The sequence below is a fragment of the Citrobacter enshiensis genome, assembly GCF_029338175.1.
In the GTDB taxonomy this organism is placed as follows: Bacteria; Pseudomonadota; Gammaproteobacteria; order Enterobacterales; family Enterobacteriaceae; genus Citrobacter_D; species Citrobacter_D enshiensis.
In genome coordinates, this window is sequence record NZ_CP119862.1 from 3410819 (window position 1) to 3429935 (window position 19117).

20 protein-coding genes are annotated in these 19117 nt (G+C 52.8%); 14 read left to right on the forward strand and 6 right to left on the reverse strand.

Translation table 11 applies throughout. The features are described from left to right. Window positions 1–169 precede the first annotated feature (169 nt). From citC to rna, 8 genes are all read left to right on the forward strand, one after another. Window positions 170–1246: a [citrate (pro-3S)-lyase] ligase gene (gene citC, locus P2W74_RS16440; protein WP_276292445.1), complete on the forward strand. Its 1077-nt coding sequence runs from the start codon at window positions 170–172 to the stop codon at window positions 1244–1246. Continuing rightward, on the forward strand, window positions 1243–1539 hold the full coding sequence (gene citD / locus P2W74_RS16445; RefSeq protein ID WP_276292446.1) for a citrate lyase acyl carrier protein: 297 nt from the start codon (window positions 1243–1245) through the stop codon (window positions 1537–1539). Before citC ends, citD begins: the two co-directional genes overlap by 4 nt. Further along, the gene (gene citE / locus P2W74_RS16450; protein WP_276292447.1) at window positions 1536–2444 is read left to right on the forward strand and encodes a citrate (pro-3S)-lyase subunit beta; all 909 of its coding nucleotides are present in this window, start codon (window positions 1536–1538) and stop codon (window positions 2442–2444) included. The genes citD and citE overlap by 4 nt, the downstream gene beginning before the upstream one ends. Window positions 2445–2454: 10 nt before the next feature. Next, entirely contained in the window at window positions 2455–3987 is a 1533-nt protein-coding gene (gene citF / locus P2W74_RS16455) for a citrate lyase subunit alpha (RefSeq protein WP_276292448.1), read from the forward strand. A gap of 3 nt (window positions 3988–3990) precedes the next feature. Continuing rightward, on the forward strand, window positions 3991–4527 hold the full coding sequence (gene citX / locus P2W74_RS16460) for a citrate lyase holo-[acyl-carrier protein] synthase (RefSeq protein ID WP_276292449.1): 537 nt from the start codon (window positions 3991–3993) through the stop codon (window positions 4525–4527). Then, a complete protein-coding gene (gene citG / locus P2W74_RS16465) occupies window positions 4514–5416 on the forward strand; it encodes a triphosphoribosyl-dephospho-CoA synthase CitG (RefSeq protein WP_276292450.1) in 903 nt (300 codons plus the stop codon). Before citX ends, citG begins: the two co-directional genes overlap by 14 nt. A 37-nt stretch (window positions 5417–5453) precedes the next feature. Continuing rightward, the gene (gene citT, locus P2W74_RS16470) at window positions 5454–6917 is read left to right on the forward strand and encodes a citrate/succinate antiporter CitT (RefSeq protein WP_276292451.1); all 1464 of its coding nucleotides are present in this window, start codon (window positions 5454–5456) and stop codon (window positions 6915–6917) included. A 108-nt stretch (window positions 6918–7025) separates the two neighbouring features. Continuing rightward, window positions 7026–7832 carry a ribonuclease I gene (rna, locus tag P2W74_RS16475; protein ID WP_276292452.1) on the forward strand — a complete coding sequence of 269 codons (807 nt, stop codon included), beginning with the start codon at window positions 7026–7028 and terminating at the stop codon, window positions 7830–7832. A 103-nt stretch (window positions 7833–7935) separates the two neighbouring features. Here rna and P2W74_RS16480 read toward each other — a convergent pair whose 3' ends face one another. After that, complete coding sequence (locus P2W74_RS16480; protein ID WP_276292453.1) at window positions 7936–8766, reverse strand: alpha/beta fold hydrolase; 831 nt, start codon at window positions 8764–8766, stop codon at window positions 7936–7938. Between the two features lie 285 nt (window positions 8767–9051). On the opposite strand from P2W74_RS16480, the gene rnk reads away from it, so the two are divergent. From rnk to uspG, 3 genes are all read left to right on the forward strand, one after another. Beyond that, window positions 9052–9462, forward strand: a complete 411-nt coding sequence (rnk, locus tag P2W74_RS16485; protein WP_192611516.1) for a nucleoside diphosphate kinase regulator — start codon at window positions 9052–9054, stop codon at window positions 9460–9462. Window positions 9463–9605: 143 nt separating this feature from the next. After that, complete coding sequence (yldA, locus tag P2W74_RS16490) at window positions 9606–9695, forward strand: small membrane protein YldA (RefSeq protein WP_271443684.1); 90 nt, start codon at window positions 9606–9608, stop codon at window positions 9693–9695. Between the two features lie 124 nt (window positions 9696–9819). Further along, complete coding sequence (gene uspG, locus P2W74_RS16495; protein ID WP_203358527.1) at window positions 9820–10248, forward strand: universal stress protein UspG; 429 nt, start codon at window positions 9820–9822, stop codon at window positions 10246–10248. A gap of 140 nt (window positions 10249–10388) precedes the next feature. Here uspG and ahpF read toward each other — a convergent pair whose 3' ends face one another. Both ahpF and ahpC read right to left on the reverse strand, forming a co-directional pair. Next, window positions 10389–11954: an alkyl hydroperoxide reductase subunit F gene (gene ahpF / locus P2W74_RS16500; protein ID WP_276292454.1), complete on the reverse strand. Its 1566-nt coding sequence runs from the start codon at window positions 11952–11954 to the stop codon at window positions 10389–10391. Window positions 11955–12165: 211 nt separating this feature from the next. Further along, complete coding sequence (gene ahpC, locus P2W74_RS16505) at window positions 12166–12729, reverse strand: alkyl hydroperoxide reductase subunit C (RefSeq protein ID WP_162379580.1); 564 nt, start codon at window positions 12727–12729, stop codon at window positions 12166–12168. A gap of 385 nt (window positions 12730–13114) precedes the next feature. Between ahpC and dsbG the strand changes: the two genes are divergently transcribed. The 3 genes from dsbG to P2W74_RS16520 all read left to right on the forward strand — a co-directional run bounded on the left by dsbG (window position 13115) and on the right by P2W74_RS16520 (window position 16090). Continuing rightward, a complete protein-coding gene (gene dsbG, locus P2W74_RS16510; RefSeq protein ID WP_276292455.1) occupies window positions 13115–13861 on the forward strand; it encodes a thiol:disulfide interchange protein DsbG in 747 nt (248 codons plus the stop codon). Window positions 13862–14264: 403 nt separating this feature from the next. After that, window positions 14265–15488, forward strand: a complete 1224-nt coding sequence (locus P2W74_RS16515; protein WP_276292456.1) for a phosphoadenosine phosphosulfate reductase — start codon at window positions 14265–14267, stop codon at window positions 15486–15488. After that, on the forward strand, window positions 15473–16090 hold the full coding sequence (locus P2W74_RS16520; protein WP_276292457.1) for an IbrB-like domain-containing protein: 618 nt from the start codon (window positions 15473–15475) through the stop codon (window positions 16088–16090). The genes P2W74_RS16515 and P2W74_RS16520 overlap by 16 nt, the downstream gene beginning before the upstream one ends. Before the next feature lie 69 nt (window positions 16091–16159). On the opposite strand, the gene P2W74_RS16525 is transcribed toward P2W74_RS16520, so the two are convergent. The 3 genes from P2W74_RS16525 to entH form a co-directional block, all read right to left on the reverse strand. Next, window positions 16160–16357 carry a YbdD/YjiX family protein gene (locus P2W74_RS16525; protein WP_192611510.1) on the reverse strand — a complete coding sequence of 66 codons (198 nt, stop codon included), beginning with the start codon at window positions 16355–16357 and terminating at the stop codon, window positions 16160–16162. A 58-nt stretch (window positions 16358–16415) separates the two neighbouring features. Then, on the reverse strand, window positions 16416–18521 hold the full coding sequence (cstA, locus tag P2W74_RS16530; protein WP_276292458.1) for a pyruvate/proton symporter CstA: 2106 nt from the start codon (window positions 18519–18521) through the stop codon (window positions 16416–16418). Between the two features lie 180 nt (window positions 18522–18701). Continuing rightward, window positions 18702–19115, reverse strand: a complete 414-nt coding sequence (gene entH, locus P2W74_RS16535) for a proofreading thioesterase EntH (protein ID WP_276292459.1) — start codon at window positions 19113–19115, stop codon at window positions 18702–18704. Window positions 19116–19117: the final 2 nt, after the last annotated feature.

Consider the following 19117-nt stretch of genomic DNA (forward strand, 5'->3'; position numbering starts at 1 on the left):
ATTTACCTCTTTAATACTCCTTACGATGTATATGTCAGGGCAAAAGTGGTCGTTCAGCTAATAAAAAAAGAAAAACCCCATGACGTAAACAAAATGTTATCAACTGACAACATTGCACAACAAACACAAAAACCCAGCAACAACATATATCTTCAGGACCCTTTTCACTATGTTTGAAAATAATGTGTTCACACAAGTAAAACGCTCTGAAAATATAAAAATGGCGGCGATCACGCAATTCCTGAAAGAGAATGATCTGAGCGTAGATACCACCGTTGAAATATTCATTACCGTTATGCGTGACGATCGTCTGATCGCCTGCGGCGGCATTGCTGGAAATATTATAAAATGCGTGGCCATCAGCGAATCCGTACGGGGCGAAGGTTTAGCACTAACTCTGGCGACTGAGCTTATCAATCTCGCCTATGAAAGGCACTGCACGCATCTCTTCATCTATACAAAGACCGAATATGAAGCGCTGTTTAAACAGTGTGGCTTCGCTACGCTGACCAGCGTACCCGGTGTGATGGTGTTGATGGAAAACAGCACCACACGATTAAAACGCTACGCGGAATCCCTGGCAAAACAGCGGCGGGACGGCAAAAAAATTGGCTGCATCGTGATGAATGCCAACCCGTTCACACAAGGTCATCGGTACCTGATCCAGCAAGCCGCAGCACAATGCGACTGGTTGCACGTGTTCTTAGTCAAAGAAGATACATCCCGTTTTCCGTACGAAGACCGATTTGATTTAGTGCTCAAAGGGACTGCGGATATCCCGCGATTAACCGTCCATCGTGGCTCCGAATACATCATCTCCCGCGCCACCTTCCCGTGCTATTTCATCAAAGAGCAGAGTGTTATCAACCACTGCTACACCGAAATCGACCTGAAGATTTTCCGTCAGTACCTGGCGCCCGCACTGGGTGTCACCCACCGTTTCGTGGGTACTGAACCGTTTTGTACCGTCACCTCTCAGTACAACCACGATATGCGTTACTGGCTGGAGACGCCCGCGCTTCCCGCCCCACCCATTGAGCTGGTGGAAATTGAGCGGCTGTGTTTTCAGGAGATGCCGATTTCCGCCTCCTGGGTACGCAAGCTGCTGGTTAAAAAAGATCTCACGGCTATCGCGTCGCTGGTGCCTGAAGCCACTCTGCACTATCTGCAGAACATGCTTGAGCGCAACCCATCCAGCGCGACAGTCCGCCAAAAGACCCCCGCATTAGAAACAGGTGAAAAATGAAAATAAACCAGGCAGCCGTCGCCGGCACACTTGAGTCTGGAGATGTGATGATACGCATCGCTCCGCTCGACACGCAGGAAATCGACCTGCAAATCAACAGCAGCGTTGAAAAACAGTTTGGCGATGCTATCCGCACGACCATTCTGGAGGTGCTCTCACGCTACGATGTGCGCGGCGTACAGCTGAATGTCGATGATAAAGGCGCGCTGGACTGCATTTTACGCGCTCGACTGGAAGCACTGCTGGCACGCGCCAGCGGTATCCAGGCACTGCCCTGGGAGGATCGCCAATGATTTCCGCCTCCTTACAACAACGTAAATCCCGCACCCGTCGCAGCATGCTGTTCGTGCCTGGCGCCAATGCCGCCATGATCAGCAATTCGTTCATCTATCCGGCAGATGCGCTGATGTTCGATCTGGAAGACTCTGTCGCACTGCGTGAAAAAGATGCCGCACGTCGTCTGGTGTACCACGCCCTGCAACATCCGCTTTATCGCGATATTGAAACCATTGTGCGCGTTAATGCCCTCGACTCTGAATGGGGTATCAACGACCTGGAAGCCGTTGTCCGCGGTGGCGCCGATATTGTGCGTTTACCGAAAACCGACACCGCGCAGGACGTTATCGATATTGAAAAAGAGATCCTGCGTATTGAGAAAACCTGCGGTCGCGAAGCAGGCAGCACCGGCTTATTAGCCGCCGTGGAATCACCGCTGGGCATCACCCGCGCGGTCGAAATTGCGCATGCGTCTGAGCGTCTGATCGGTATTGCGCTGGGTGCGGAAGACTACGTACGTAACCTGCGTACCGAGCGTTCGCCAGAAGGTACCGAGCTTCTGTTTGCCCGCTGCTCCATTTTGCAGGCGGCGCGTTCCGCGGGTATTCAGGCGTTTGACACTGTCTATTCCGATGCCAACAACGAAGCGGGTTTCCTTAATGAAGCTTCGCACATCAAGCAATTGGGTTTTGATGGCAAGTCGCTCATTAACCCGCGTCAGATTGAACTGCTGCACAACCTGTATGCCCCGACGCAGAAAGAAGTGACCCATGCCCGTCTGGTGGTGGAGGCCGCTGAAGCCGCTGCCCGTGAAGGCCGTGGCGTCGTTTCTCTGAACGGCAAGATGGTAGACAGCCCGGTCATTGAACGTGCTCGTCTGGTGCTTTCCCGCGCAGAACTTTCCGGCATCCGCGAAGAATAAGGCAAAAAAAATGACGCAGAAAATCGAACAACTTCAACGACAAGAACGGGTGACAGCCTGGAGCCGCCGCGCTGAAAGTGAACTTTCCACCTGGCAGAGCAGCTCAAAACAGAACCTGCAGGCGCAAAAACCGCGCAACAAAAAACTGTGTGCCGATCTCGAAGAAGCCATTCGCCGTTCCGGTTTGCAGGACGGTATGACGATCTCTTTCCACCACGCTTTCCGTGGCGGCGATCTGACGATCAACCTGGTCATGGACACGATCGCCAGAATGGGCTTTAAAAATCTGACCCTGGCCTCCAGTTCGCTGAGCGACTGCCACGCGCCGCTGGTCGGTCATATCCGCAAGGGTGTGGTTAGCCGTATCTATACCTCCGGTCTGCGCGGACCGTTGGCGGAAGAAATTTCCCGCGGATTGCTGGAAGAACCCGTGCAAATCCACTCACACGGCGGTCGTGTACACCTCGTACAAAGCGGCGAATTGAGCATTGATGTGGCATTCCTCGGGGTTCCCTCCTGCGATCCTTTCGGTAATGCCAATGGTTATACCGGTAAAGCCTGTTGCGGTTCTCTGGGCTATGCGAAAGTCGATGCCGAAAACGCGAAACAGGTCGTGCTGCTGACCGAAGCGTTACTGCCCTATCCGCATAACCCGGCCAGCATTGCTCAGGATCAGGTGGATCTCATCGTGCAGATAGACCAGGTAGGCGATGCCGATAAAATCGGCGCTGACGCGACCCGTATGACCACCAACCCACGCGAACTGCTGATTGCCCGCAGCGCGGCAGAAGTGATCACCAACTCTGGCTACTTCAAAGAAGGATTCTCCCTGCAAACCGGAACCGGCGGCGCGTCTCTTGCCGTCACCCGTTTCCTGGAAGACAAAATGCGCAGCCGCGATATTCGCGCCGATTTCGCGCTGGGGGGGATCACCGCCACCATCGTTGACCTGCATGAGAAAGGGCTGATCCGCAAGCTGCTGGATGTACAAAGCTTTGACCGCAATGCCGCCGAATCACTGGCCCGCAACCCGAATCACATCGAAATCAGCGCCAACCAGTACGCCAACTGGGGTTCTAAAGGGGCATCGGTTGACCGTCTGGATGTCGTGGTACTGAGCGCGCTGGAAGTGGACACTCACTTTAATGTCAACGTGCTGACCGGTTCTGACGGCGTATTGCGTGGCGCATCCGGTGGTCACTGCGATACCGCCGTTGCCGCAGCCCTGTCTATTATCGTCGCGCCGTTGGTACGCGGTCGTATCCCGACGCTGGTAGACAATGTCACCACCTGTGTGACCCCAGGTTCCAGCGTTGACATTCTGGTGACAGACCATGGCATCGCCGTCAACCCGGCGCGTCCGGAACTGGCCGAACGTCTGAAAGAAGCGGGAATGAAAGTGGTGTCTATCGAATGGCTGCGCGAGCGCGCGCAACTGCTCACCGGTCAGCCTCGCCCGATTGAATACACCGACCGCGTGATTGCCGTGGTGCGTTACCGCGACGGTTCGGTCATTGATGTCGTTCATCAGGTGAAGGAATAAACCATGCGCCTGCTCCCGGTTAACGCCACCCGTCATCCGGTTTCGATTCCCGAGCTGCTCGCCAGCCGTGATGAGAGACAAGCAAAGCAACACGCCTGGCTCGTGCGCCACGCTACACCACTGATCTCCTTTACCGTGGTAGCGCCGGGGCCGATTAAAGACAGCGAAGTCACTCGCGGCATCTTTAATCACGGCGTGGAAGCTCTGCACACAATGATGCAGACGTCTGGTTGGTTTATCAGGGAGCAGTCCATCGTGGTTTCCGCCAGCGGGCCGGAAGCGCTGTTTGCGCTTGAAGGTCCGGTCCGCGACATCAAGCTTGCCACGATCGAACTTGAACATCAGTCCCCGCTGGGACGTTTGTGGGATATCGATGTGCTGACCCCTGAGGGGGTCATCATGTCCCGCCGCGATTTTTCGCTTCCACCTCGCCGCTGTCTGCTGTGCGAGCAAAGCGCCGTTGAATGCGCGCGGGGTAAAACCCATGCGCTTTCCGATCTTCTCATTCAGATGGAGGCGTTGCTGCATGATGCCCAATAACGCAACGTCGACCACGACCACGACCACTGCCCTGTCCCCCTCTTTGCTCGAAGGCTGGGCAACGCTGGGATGGCGCGCCATGATGACCGAGGTGAATTTATCGCCCAAACCCGGTCTGGTGGATCGCCTCAACTGCGGTGCGCACAAAGATATGGCGCTGGAAGATTTCCACCGTAGCGCCCTGGCAATCCAGGCCTGGCTGCCACGCTTTATCGAATACGGGGCTTACAGTGCGCAAATGCTGCCAGAAGACGTTCTAAAAGGTCTGCGTCCGATTGGGATGGCTTGCGAAGCGGACATGTTCCGCGCGACCGCAGGGGTAAACACACACAAAGGCAGCATTTTTTCACTGGGATTGCTGTTTGCCGCCGTGGGTCGCCTCCATCAACAACACTCCCCGATCACCCCTGAGACGCTCTGTCACACCGCCGCCGCCTTTTGCGCGGGCATGACACAGCACGAACTGCGCCAGAACAATCAACAACTCACCGCAGGTCAGCGTCTCTATCAACAATTGGGGTTAACCGGTGCGCGAGGTGAAGCTGAAGCTGGCTATCCGCTGGTGATTCATCATGCGCTGCCGCACTACCGTGCGCTGCTGGCTCAGGGGCGAGATCCTGAACTGGCGTTACTCGATACCTTACTGCTGCTGATGGCGATGAATGGGGATACCAACGTCGCGTCTCGCGGTGGGGAGCAGGGGCTGCGCTGGTTACAGCAGCAGGCAAATATTTTGCTGCAAAACGGGGGAATACGAACCCCCGCAGATCTTCATTCTCTACGCCAGTTTGACCAGCAGTGCATTGAACGCAACCTCAGTCCTGGGGGTTGCGCCGATCTACTGATTGTCACCTGGTTTTTAGCTCAAATTTCGCAAATCAACCATTAACACAATTACATAAAAGATCCTTTCCGGAGAATCACTCATGTCTTTATCTAAAGATAATATATGGAAGTTGTTGGCCCCATTGATAGTGATGGGCGTCATGTTTCTTATCCCCGTCCCTGATGGAATGCCCCCTCAGGCCTGGCACTATTTCGCCGTTTTTGTGGCGATGATTGTCGGGATGATTCTGGAGCCGATTCCGGCGACAGCCATCAGTTTTATTGCTGTTACCATTTGTGTGATTGGCAGCAACTACCTGCTGTTTGATGCCAAAGAGCTGGCAGATCCCAGTTTTGATGCCGGTAAACAGGCGTTGAAATGGGGGCTGGCCGGTTTCTCCAGTACCACGGTATGGCTGGTATTTGGCGCGTTTATCTTCGCTCTGGGTTACGAAGTGACAGGCCTGGGACGTCGAATCGCACTGTTCCTGGTGAAATTCATGGGTAAGCGTACCCTGACGCTGGGCTATGCCATTGTCATCATTGACATTCTGCTGGCGCCGTTTACGCCGTCTAACACAGCGCGAACCGGGGGTACTGTATTCCCGGTAATCAAAAACCTGCCGCCGCTGTTTAAATCATTCCCTAACGATCCCTCCTCGCGTCGTATCGGTGGGTATCTGATGTGGATGATGGTCATCAGTACCAGCCTCAGTTCTTCCATGTTTGTCACCGGCGCTGCGCCGAACGTACTGGGTCTGGAGTTCGTCAGCAAAATCGCAGGTATTCAAATTAGCTGGCTGCAATGGTTCCTGAGCTTCCTGCCGGTGGGCATTATTTTGCTTATCGTTGCGCCGTGGCTCTCGTACGTGCTCTACAAACCGGAAATCACCCACAGTGCGGAAGTCGCCGCCTGGGCCGGTGATGAACTTAAAACCATGGGCAGTCTGACCCGTAAAGAAACCACGTTGATCGGGCTGGTACTGCTCAGCCTGGGTCTGTGGGTCTTTGGCGGCGAAATGATCGACGCTACCGCCGTTGGTTTGCTGGCAGTATCTCTGATGCTGGCGCTGCATGTTGTACCGTGGAAAGACATTACCCGTTATAACAGCGCGTGGAACACCCTGGTCAACCTCGCTACACTGGTGGTGATGGCTAATGGCCTGACCCGCTCCGGCTTTATCGACTGGTTTGCTTCCACCATGAGTACTCACCTGGAAGGCTTCTCGCCTAACGCAACGGTGATTGTGCTGGTGCTGGTGTTCTATTTTGCGCACTACCTGTTCGCCAGCCTCTCCGCACATACCGCGACCATGCTGCCGGTTATTCTGGCGGTCGGTAAAGGTATCCCGGGCGTGCCGATGGAACATCTTTGTATTCTGCTGGTTCTGTCTATCGGTATCATGGGCTGTCTGACGCCTTATGCAACCGGCCCTGGCGTTATCATTTACGGCTGTGGCTATGTGAAATCCAAAGACTACTGGCGTCTGGGCGCGATCTTTGGCGTCATCTATATCTCGATGCTGCTGCTGGTGGGTTGGCCGATTCTGGCGCTGTGGAGTTAATCCCCTTCCCGAAAGCAGTATGAAAATGATGCCAGTCAGATAAACCTGACTGGCATTTTTTATGGTTAAATAGATGATATACAGTATTTCTATATATCAGAATTAATCATGAAACCAATATGGCGTTACAGTCCTCTACTGGCCGCATTTCTGCTGCCAGTCTCCACGGTGAAAGCCGACGAACTTCAGGCGAAACAGTACGGTGATTTTGACCGTTATGTGTTGGCGCTCTCCTGGCAAACGGGTTTTTGCCAAAGCCAGCATGAACGCCAGCGTCAGGAACCTGACGAATGCCGCCTGCAAAAAGAAACGCAGGACAAAGCCGATTTTCTGACCGTACACGGACTGTGGCCTGGTCTGCCTAAATCCATTGCCGTCAGAGGCGTGGATGAACGCCGATGGATGCGCTACGGCTGTGCGACCCGCCCGATCCCGAACCTGCCGGAAGCCCGCGCCAGCCGTAAATGCGCCGCTCCTCAAACAGGGCTGTCGCTGGAAAGCGCCGCGAAGCTGAGCGCGGTGATGCCCGGTGCCGGAGGACACACTTGCCTTGAACGCTACGAATACGCCAAACACGGCGCCTGTTTTGGTTTTGATCCGAATATCTATTTCAACACCATGGTGCGCCTGAACAACGAGGTTAAGCGCAGCACGCTGGGCGATTTTCTGAGAAACCATTACGGCAAAACCGTCAGCCGCGCTGACTTTGATGCCGCCGTGGCAACGAGCTGGGGCAAAGAGAGCGTCAAAGCGGTGAAGTTGAGCTGCCAGGGAAATCCCGCCTACCTGACGGAAATGCAGTTTTCATTACATGCAAACGCCATCAACACGCCGCTGGCAGCCGCCTCTTTTGCACCGCAACCGCATCCCGGCAACTGCGGCAAACGTTTTATACTGGATAGCGTCGGATATTAAGGCCATGAAACCGGTGCATAAGCCGCACCGGTTTTACACCAATTGCACTTCGCTCATCTCCCTGTTGAATAAAGAGGATCAGCGCAGAACAATCCGTCAGCAATTATGACTGGATAAACGTCAGCAGGTCCTGATTAATCTGGTGTTTATGGGTGGTACAAATACCGTGCGATCCCCCCTCGTAGATTTTCAACTGCGCGTCAGGCAACATCGCCGCAGCCGCTTTACCGCACGTTTCCAACGGGACGATTTGATCATCATCGCCATGAATAACCAGCGTCGGAATCGTCATTCTTTTGAGATCGCCTCGTAGGTCGGTCTCTGAAAACGCCTTAATACAGTCGTACAGGGCTTTTATTGACCCTTGTAAACCTTGCTCGACAAAGCTCTCACGCACCGCTTTTGACTCTTTTTCTCCGGCCCGATTGTAGCCATAAAACGCCGCGGTAAGTTCATAGAAAAATGCGGCGCGATCGTTGACAACGCCCTGCCGGATGCCATCGAACACCTCTTTCGGCACGCCGTTGGGGTTAAAATCGGTCTTGACCATGATGGGCGTCACGGCGCCGATCAGTACGGCTTTCGCGACGCGCTGTGTCCCATGGCGGCCAATGTAGCGTGCGACCTCGCCACCGCCTGTCGAATGCCCGACATGTACCGCATCTTTTAAATTCAGATGTGACGTCAGCTCGGCCAGGTCATCGGCATACTGATCCATATGGTGACCGTCCCAGGGTTGTGCCGACCGGCCATGTCCCCGCCGATCGTGAGCAATCACGCGAAACCCTTTCGATCCCAGAAAAAGCATCTGATCTTCGAACGCATCTGCCGTCAACGGCCAGCCGTGGCTAAAGACGATGGGCTGCCCGCTGCCCCAATCTTTAAAGTACAGATAACTGCCATCTTTTAACGTGAGTTTGTCGTACTGGCTCATGAGATCTCCTTCAAGGAAACGCTGAGGGTGTGGACCCGCCCGCGGCGAGCGCTTAAAAAGCATAATGCAAATTTGAGAACGATCACGTTTTTAGGCTAAAATTCACCCAATGCTATCAACACCATCAATGTTAAGGATTTGCCCGAATGTGAACTAAATCACTTCAAAGAAGGGGTAAGTCTCAGTATCATCAGGAAAGCTAAACCCTCGCCGCCAGACGGTGAGGGTTTTCTTTTGGAATTATTTACCTGCGCTACTCGCAGTATCGACGACATGGAGTAATAAATGTCCAGACCAACTATTATCATCAACGACCTCGACGCCGAACGCATCGACCGCCTGTTGGAGCAACCTGCGTTTGCCGGTTTACCGATTGCTGATGCGTTAAACGCAGAGCTGGATCGCGCCCAAATGTGTTCACCAGAAGAGATGCCGCATAACGTCGTGACCATGAACAGTCGAGTGAAATTCCGTAACCTTGCCGACGGCGAGACGCGCGTTCGCACGCTGGTCTATCCGGCGAACATGACGGACAGCAGCACCCAATTGTCGGTGATGGCTCCGGTTGGCGCTGCCCTGTTAGGTCTGCGCGTTGGCGACACCATTCACTGGGAACTTCCAGGTGGAACATCCACGCACCTTGAAGTGCTGGAGCTTGAATACCAGCCTGAAGCTGCGGGCGATTACCTGCGCTAACTCTGTCCTTTCGAAGCCAACCGCTTTATCTTGCAGAGGATGCATTAGCATCCTCTTTCCGGTTAAATATCAACCAAACTTATCATTCCTGCTTTTTTTGCGACAAACTAACCTGATTGGGGTATCTGTCGGTGGAATAGCGTATGGCTGAGGTTCTCGGTATCACGGTAGTGTATATCCTGATAGCAGCGATTCTCGTTGCCGCTGTGCTATTTCTCGAACAACACTGGTAATCACGTATTATCAGTATTGTCTCCTCTTTGATCCTTTAAAAACCTAAATCTGTGCCGTGACTGACAGAATCATATTCATTAATATGATGTTATATGTTCATGCGATAACAAGGAGAGACTGCTTATGTACAAAACAATCATTATGCCGGTTGATGTTTTCGAAATGGAACTGAGCGACAAGGCCGTACGCCACGCTGAATTTCTGGCGCAACAGGATGGCGTCATTCATCTGTTGCATGTCCTGCCGGGTTCCGCCAGTTTGAGTTTGCATCGGTTTGCCGCCGATGTTCGCCGTTTTGAGGAGCATCTGCAGCACGAAGCGGAAACCCGCCTGCAAACGATGGTCGGTCATTTCAGTCTTGATCCTTCGCGGATTAAGCCGCATGTTCGTTTTGGCAACGTGCGGGACGTGGTCAACGACTTAGCGGAAGAACTGAAGGCGGATGTGGTGGTCATTGGATCACGAAACCCGTCAATCAGCACCCATCTTCTCGGTTCTAATGCGTCAAGCGTTGTCCGCCATGCCAACCTGCCCGTGTTGGTCGTGCGTTAATTCGCCCGCGTCTGATACTGAAAAGCCCTGCCAGGAGAGAGTCCGGCAGGGCTTTTGTGGTTACTGGGGGGTAATAAAAAACCGCCTGGAATTTCACAGGCGGTTTTGAGCTTGCAGGTGACAGTCTTACTGTCTTTTTTTTATGCGGTCTTGGTGCGAATCAGATAATCAAACGAGCTCAGGGAAGCTTTGGCGCCCTCGCCTGTCGCTATGATTATCTGCTTGTACGGTACGGTGGTGCAGTCACCGGCGGCGAATACGCCCTTCACGCTGGTTTCACATTTCGCATCAATGATGATTTCACCCATGCGGTTACGTTCAACAGCGCCTTCCAGCCAGTTAGTGTTCGGTAACAGGCCAATCTGAACAAAGATCCCCGCCAGAGCAACGTTGTGAACATCGCCACTGACACGGTCGCGGTACTCAAGCCCAGTGACTTTGCTGCCATCGCCTTTCACTTCAGTGGTCTGCGCGTTCAGGATGATATCGACGTTTTTCAGGCTGCGTACTTTATCCTGCAGTACCTGATCGGCTTTCATCTCAGGCGCAAATTCCAGCAACGTCACGTGCTCCACAATGCCTGCCAGATCGATAGCCGCTTCCACACCGGAGTTACCACCGCCAATCACTGCCACGCGTTTGCCTTTAAACAGCGGGCCGTCGCAGTGCGGGCAGTACGTCACGCCTTTGGTACGATATTGATCTTCACCCGGCACGTTCATATTGCGCCATTTGGCACCCGTCGCAATGATAATGCTTCGGGCTTTCAGCACCGCACCGGATGCCGTTTGAATCTGATGCAGGCCACCTTCTTGCGTAGCTGGCACCAGTTTGCTGGCGCTCTGGCTATCAATCACATCCACATCGTAATCATCGACGTGCGCTTTTAATGCCCCCGCCAGCTTTTGACCTTCGGTTTTCGGCACCGAGATGTAGTTTTCGATGTCCACGGTATCGAGTACCTGACCGCCAAAGCGTTCGCCCATCAACCCCGTGCGAATACCTTTACGCGCTGAGTAAACAGCCGCCGCAGCGCCCGCCGGGCCAGAGCCGACAATCAGCACATCATACGCATCACGCTTGTTCAGCTCTTCTGCTGCGCGTTTTTCTGCGCCGGTATCCACTTTCGCGACGATTTCCGTCAGGGTCATACGCCCCTGACCGAACTCTTTCCCGTTAACGTAAACCGCCGGAACGCCCATCACGTTACGTTCGGTGATTTCGTTCTGGAATGTCCCGCCGTCGATTGCCGTATGCTTAATACGTGGGTTCAGCACCGCCATCAGGTTCAGCGCCTGCACCACGTCCGGGCAGTTGTGGCAAGAGAGCGAGTAATAGGTTTCAAACTCAAAATCACCGTCGATTTCGCGGATCTGCTCAAGCAGCGTCTGCGCTTCTTTCGACGGATGACCACCGGTCCACAACAGTGCCAGCACCAGAGAGGTAAATTCATGCCCCAACGGGGAGCCGGCAAAACGCGGTCCCTGGGTTGAACCCGGGTTGGTGATCAGGAATGACGGCTTGCGTACGGCTAAGCTGTTATCTTCTTTAAAGGTGACTTTCTCTGACAGTTCGGCAATTTCAGCCAGCAGTTCCTTGATTTCTGCCGATTTGGCGCTGTCATCCAGCGTGGCAATCAGCTCAACAGGTTTCGTCAGTTTCTCAAGGTACGCCTTGAGCTGGGTTTTCATGTTAGCGTCGAGCATCGTTAATCTCCTGCTTTAAAAACATCATCATGCAAGCTGCCTTGCGGGCGGCCTGAATGCGGCTTGCATCATGGGGTTTGGAGTGAAACGGGTGCGTAATGCACCCGTTGATTGCCGGGTGGCACTTCGTTTACCCGGCCTACGATGTTGTAGACCCGGTTTGTAGGCCGGATAAGCGTAGCGCCATCCGGCTTCGAAGCACCTTAAAGGCTTAGATTTTACCAACCAGGTCTAAAGAAGGTGCTAAGGTCGCTTCGCCTTCTTTCCATTTCGCCGGGCAAACTTCACCTGGGTGAGAAGCCACATACTGAGCCGCTTTGATTTTACGCAGCAGGTCAGACGCATCGCGGCCAATGCCTTCAGCGGTAACTTCGATAGCCTGGATGATACCCTGCGGGTCAACAACGAAGGTTGCGCGGTCAGCCAGACCTTCATCTTCACGCATGTTGTCGAAGTTACGGGTCAGGGCGCCAGTCGGGTCGCCGATCATCGCATATTTGATTTTCGCGATGGTTTCAGAGCTGCTGTGCCATGCTTTGTGAGTGAAGTGGGTGTCGGTAGAGACAGAGTAAACGTCTACGCCCAGTTTCTGCAGTTCATCGTAATGGTCAGCAACGTCGCCCAGTTCAGTCGGGCATACGAAAGTAAAGTCAGCCGGGTAGAAGAAGAAGACACTCCAGCGGCCTTCGGTATCTTTTTCGGTAACTTCGATGAATTCACCGTTTTTGAACGCCTGGTTTTTGAAAGGTTTAATTTTAGTGTTAATCAAGGACATCTATACTTCCTCCGTGTTTTCGTTGAGTTGTAAGTTAACGAAATTTTTCCGATTCGGCTAATGCGTTTCCATTATCAAATCAATAAGCGTTATCTAACAACCGACGCATGACAACTTTGTGAACCCTAAGCCGCCACCGGCGACAAAAAGTAAAAAGGCCCCCTTTTCAGGCGGCCCCATTACCTGAACTACCCGTAGGTAACTTCAGTGCCAGTGAAACTGGCTATGTGTTGCGCTCTACATTACCTTAACAAAGGCTGTAACAGCGAAGGGGATTACAACACCCCACTGAAGAAAGGGCAATCATCCGGCTTAAGGTCTTATCTATGGCTGTGATAGGTTTGATCTGCGCCCTTTCTTTCGCACTGATTTTTAAGGAAAAATAATGCTAAAACGAACGCTATTGCTGACTCTCCTCCCTCTCATCGCTCAGGCGGAAGAACTGCCAGCGCCGGTCAAAGCCATCGAAAAACAAGGTATTACAATCCTGAAATCCTTCGATGCGCCGGGCGGGATGAAAGGTTACCTGGGAAAATATCAGGACATGGGCGTCACCATTTATCTCACCCCGGACGGCAAACAGGCGATCTCCGGGTACATGTATAATGAAAAAGGCGAGAACCTCAGCAATGCATTGATAGAAAAAGAGATCTATGCGCCAGCCGGGCGAGAACTGTGGCAGCGCATGGAAAAGTCATCCTGGCTGTTAGACGGTAAAAAGGATGCGCCCGTCGTACTTTATGTGTTCGCCGATCCTTTCTGCCCTTACTGCAAGCAATTCTGGCAACAGGCCCGTCCCTGGGTAGAATCCGGCAAAGTACAATTGCGAACCCTGCTGGTTGGCGTGATAAAACCAGAAAGCCCGGCAACTGCGGCGGCGATTCTGACCACGAAAGACCCGGCAAAGACCTGGCATGACTATGAAGCCTCGAACGGTAAACTCAAACTTGAAATCCCGACATCCGTTCCTCCTGAGGCGATGCGTATTCTGAACGTCAATCAAAAAATCATGGACGATCTGGGTGCTAACGTCACACCCGCCATCTACTATTTGAATAAAGAAAACACGTTGCAGCAGGTTGTAGGATTGCCAGAAAAAGCACAGCTGGATGCGATGATGAATAGCCGTTAACGTAATATTTAGGGTGATTGTTCTCATTCCAGTCACCCGGTTAAATCACTCACTTCGCTTATCGCATAATGCAGCAGTCAGCACTCAAGAAAGCATCGTCATTGACTACCTACAGATTGTGATGTTCCGGGGCGTCCATACATCATTATTTTTATTCAATGTTATAATGCGTCGTTAATTAATAATTGATTTAAGCAATATATATTTCGAATTAACTAACTGCATCAATCAGAAAACATTACCTCCCTCAGCTCAACGAAAATTAATTCATATTTTTTATTGGTCACCCCAAAAACATTCATAAATACTATATTTTTTAACTGTTGCATGTTTACATAATTAGCATATCTTATAATAAAATATTTCGAGCAAAATCAATTTAATATTGAGAGACACCTCAAAAATGTCCATGTATAAATATCCGCTTGACCAAAATGTCCTGGAGGCCGCGCTAGAGCGCATCACGTGGACGCTTGAAACGCTCCCACGGGTCTGCGTTTCATTTTCTGGCGGTAAAGATTCTGGTCTCATGCTGCACCTGACCGCGACCCTTGCCCGTCAATTACAGAAAAAAATATGCGTATTATTCATTGACTGGGAAGCGCAATTCTCTTGTACCATTGAGTATGTCCAGGCGCTGCGAAATGATTATTCCGATGTCATCGACGATTTTTATTGGGTTGCCTTGCCGTTGACGACACAAAATGCATTATCCCAATACCAACCCGAATGGCAATGCTGGGCCCCAAATACAGACTGGGTGCGCCAACCACCACCGGATGCTATTACCGATCCCGGCTATTTTCCTTTTTATCAACCGAATATGACCTTTGAGCAGTTTGTTCGTTTTTTTGCCGACTGGTTTTCTAATAACCGGCCAGCCGCCATGTTAATCGGTATCCGGGCCGACGAGTCTTACAATCGATTTGGCGCCATCGCCTCCTTACATAAGCAGCGTTTTGCTGATGACAAACCCTGGACAACGTCCGCGCCGGGTGGACACACCTGGTACATTTACCCAATGTATGACTGGAAAACCGCAGACATCTGGACCTGGTTCTCAAAAACAAAAAAACGCTGTAATCCTTTGTATAACCTGATGTATCAGGCAGGCGTACCCACCCGCTACATGCGGATTTGCGAACCCTTCGGTCCGGAACAGCGCCAGGGACTGTGGCTGTACCATGTCGTCGAACCCGAACGCTGGGCTGCCATGTGCGCGCGCGTAAGCGGTGTGAAAAGCGGCGGTATCTATGCCGGTCACGACAACCATTTTTATGGCCATCGAAAACTCTTAAAACCCGACCATCTATGCTGGAAAGAGTACGCCTTACTGCTGCTGAACAGCATGCCGGAACAAACCTCCGAGCATTACTGCAATAAAATCGCCGTCTATTTACAGTGGTATAAAAAGAAAGGTCTGGACGATATTCCCCAAACGCAAGACGGCGATATTGGTACAAAAGACATCCCGTCATGGCGACGTATCTGCAAAGTGCTGCTGAATAATGATTACTGGTGCCGAGCGCTCTCTTTCAGTCCGACAAAACCGAAAAGTTACCAGCGTTATAACGAACGCATGAAAGCAAAACGTCAGGAATGGGGAATACTATGCAACAACGATTAACTCAGGAATTAACCCACTTTCTCTCGGCGCTGCCGGAAGAGGAACGGATCCGCGCCATTAATGAGTTCAGAATGGCAATCCACCACGTCAGCCCTTTTCGTCATGAACCTGTCGACTGCGTGTTGTGGATTAAAAATGAGCAAATCATCCCTAACGATTACAACCCGAATAATGTGGCGCCGCCGGAGAAAAGGCTGCTGCTAAAATCAATTGAAGCAGACGGTTTCACACAACCTATTGTCGTGGCGCAATCCAGTGCAGAGAAGTACGACATTATCGATGGTTTCCATCGGCATGAATTAGGGAAAGGAAAAGCGGCACTAAGAGCGCGTCTGAAAGGCTATCTGCCCGTCACATGCCTGGAGCGCACTCGCCATGAACGTATTGCGTCCACGATTCGCCATAACCGCGCGCGGGGCCGACACCAGATCCACGCCATGTCCGAGATCGTTCGTGAGCTCTCACTACTGGGCTGGGACGAGCAAAAAATCGGCAAAGAGTTAGGAATGGATGACGATGAAGTGTTGCGTCTGAAACAAATCAACGGCCTGCAGGAGTTATTTGCAGGTCGCCAATTTTCGAAAGCCTGGACAGTGAAATAACGACAAGGGAGATCTGCGTTCAGCCGCTGACGGCAGCATCACCGCTTAAGAAAAAATGAAGAGCATCCATTAGCAACAACGCGCGCCGCCTTTTCCCCCATAGCGCGCGTCCTGCCGCTCACGGAAAAACTCTTCATAGGTCATCGGCGTTTGGTCCGGATGCGTGACGCGCATGTGCTCAACATAGTTGTCGTAGTCCGGCACACCAATCATCAACCTTGCCGCCTGGCCTAAGTATTTCCCGGCTTTTGAAAGCGTATCAAACATAGCGGTTACCTGTTATGCAAACGCCCTCTCCGGCCGGAGAGGGCTCAATAGTTGAAGATTAGTGCGCGCCTTTCGCCTGCGCCACAATCTCTTCCCCATTTTCCGGCATCGACTCATACGGCGTCTCTTTCGCCGTCGGTTTGTCTACCTTCAGGGCAGCCAGCGCTGTCTTGATAGAGAACAACGCCAGCACCACCACCACCACCATGAAGAAGACGGTCAGACCGGCGTCCAGACGGTTGTTAAACACCAGTTGCGTCAACTGTGACTCGGTGTACTGCGATGGAATGTTGCCGCTGTCGATCATCGCCTGGAACTTATTGGCGATAGCCAGGAAGCCCACTTTTGCATCGGCGCTGAACGCTTTCTGCCAGCCAGCTGTCAGGGTACAAATCAGCAGCCAGGACGTAGGTACGAGCGCGACCCACGCGTAACGCTGACGTTTCATCTTGAACAGGACCACAGCGCAAAGCATCAGCGCCATACCCGCCAGCATCTGGTTGGCAATCCCGAACAGCGGCCACAGGGTGTTAATACCACCCAGTGGGTCAACCACCCCCTGATGCAGGAAGTAGCCCCAGGCCAGTACGCAGAGCGCTGTCGCCAACAGGTTGGCAGGCAGTGAATCGGTGCGTTTCAGCCCCGGAGAGATCACGCCCAGCAGATCCTGCAGCATAAAGCGTGCTGCGCGGGTCCCTGCGTCCACCGCCGTCAGAATGAACAGCGCTTCAAACAGAATCGCAAAGTGATACCAGAATGCGACATCCATCATGCCGCCGAGCGCGCCATGCAGAATGTAAGCCATCCCCACCGCCAGCGTCGGTGCGCCGCCCGCACGCGAGATAATGGATTGTTCACCCACTTCATTGGCGATTTGATGCAGCGTGTCCGGCGTGATCGCAAAGCCCCAACTGCTCACCACTTGCGCCGCAGAAGCCACCACATCGGTGGTACCGGCTGGCGCCAGGACGGCCATTGGGCTGTTCATGGCAAAGTAGACGCCCGGATCGATAATACAGGCGGAAACCAGCGCCATAATGGCAACGAAGGATTCCATCAGCATACCGCCATAACCAATAAAACAGGCCTGGCCTTCGTTCGCCAACATCTTCGGCGTGGTGCCGGAAGCGATCAGCGCGTGGAATCCGGACACCGCCCCACAGGCAATCGTGATAAACAGGAACGGGAACAGGTTGCCCGTCCACACCGGCCCGGTCCCATCGACGAATTTGGTCAGCGCAGGCATAGTCAGCGTGGGTCGCATAATCAGAATGCCAACCGCCAGACCCACGATGGTGCCAATTTTCAGGAAGGTGGAAAGGTAGTCACGCGGTGCCAGCAGCAGCCATACGGGCAGCACTGCCGCCACAAAACCGTACCCCACCAGCATCCAGGTCAGCTGTACGCCCGTGAAATCAAAGTACGGCGCCCAGGTGGGGCTTTGGGCCACCCAACCACCGGAAATGATGGCAAAGACCAGGAATACCAGACCGATGACCGACACTTCGCCAATCCGTCCGGGGCGCAGATAACGCAGGTAAACCCCCATGAAGATCGCCAGCGGAATGGTAAACGCCACGGTATAGGTTCCCCACGGGCTGTGGGTCAGGGCTTTGACGACAATCATCGCCAGCACCGCCAGGATAATCACCATGATCATAAAACAGGCCACCAGCGCAATGACGCCTGCTGTGGGTCCCATTTCCTCTTTGACCAACTCCCCCAGCGAGCGACCGTCGCGGCGAGTCGACACAAACAGCACCATAAAGTCCTGCACCGCCCCGGCTAGCACTACGCCAGCCAACAGCCAGATCATACCGGGCAGGTAGCCCATTTGCGCCGCCAGCACCGGTCCTACCAGTGGACCCGCTCCGGCGATTGCGGCAAAATGGTGACCGAACAACACTTTTTTATCGGTAGGGACATAATCCAGACCGTCGTTATGACGCACGGCAGGCGTCATACGCGTCGGGTCAACCGCCAGCACATTTTTGGCGATATACAGACCATAAAAACGGTAGGCAATGAGATAGACACAGACCGACGCCACCACAATCCACAGCGCGTTGATCTGTTCACCACGGTTTAACGCAATATATCCCAGCGCAAATGCTCCCATTACAGAGAGCACTGTCCAGACGAGGTATTTCCCTGATTTATTCATGGTTGTTGTCCGTTTGCGTGTTCCAGAGAGATGTTACATTTTGTTTCTATAACACCTTTGCTGGTTTTAACAACGTAACAACTTCATAAACCAGAGATATCACTGATTATTTACATTGCATTGTTAACTGGATCACTCCATTCACCTGCTAACCCTGCAATATCATTTTATTTTGCCGCGTTACCCCAGAACGGCAGTTCCTAAACGGCAGGTGCAGCAACGCCGTCCTTGTTCATCAAAGACAACGATTTCCCAGCTCTGACTTTGCCGTCCAAGATGCAGCGGCTGGCACACACCGCGTACTTTTCCCTGTGACACCGCCCGGTGGTGAGTGGCGTTCAGTTCGGTGCCGACAACGCACTGCCCGTCGCGGGTCATCAGATACCCCGCCATTGAACCCAGCGTCTCCGCCAGCGCCGCTGACGCTCCGCCATGCAGTAAACCAAACGGCTGATGAGTCCGGGCATCAACGGGCATTTCCGCTTCCAGTACATCGTCCCCCAGTTGGGTATACACAATGCCAAGGTGCGCCACCATCGTGTTCTGGCTGGTGGCATTCAGTTCTTCAAGCGTTAAATGGCGTTTCCAGATCATCG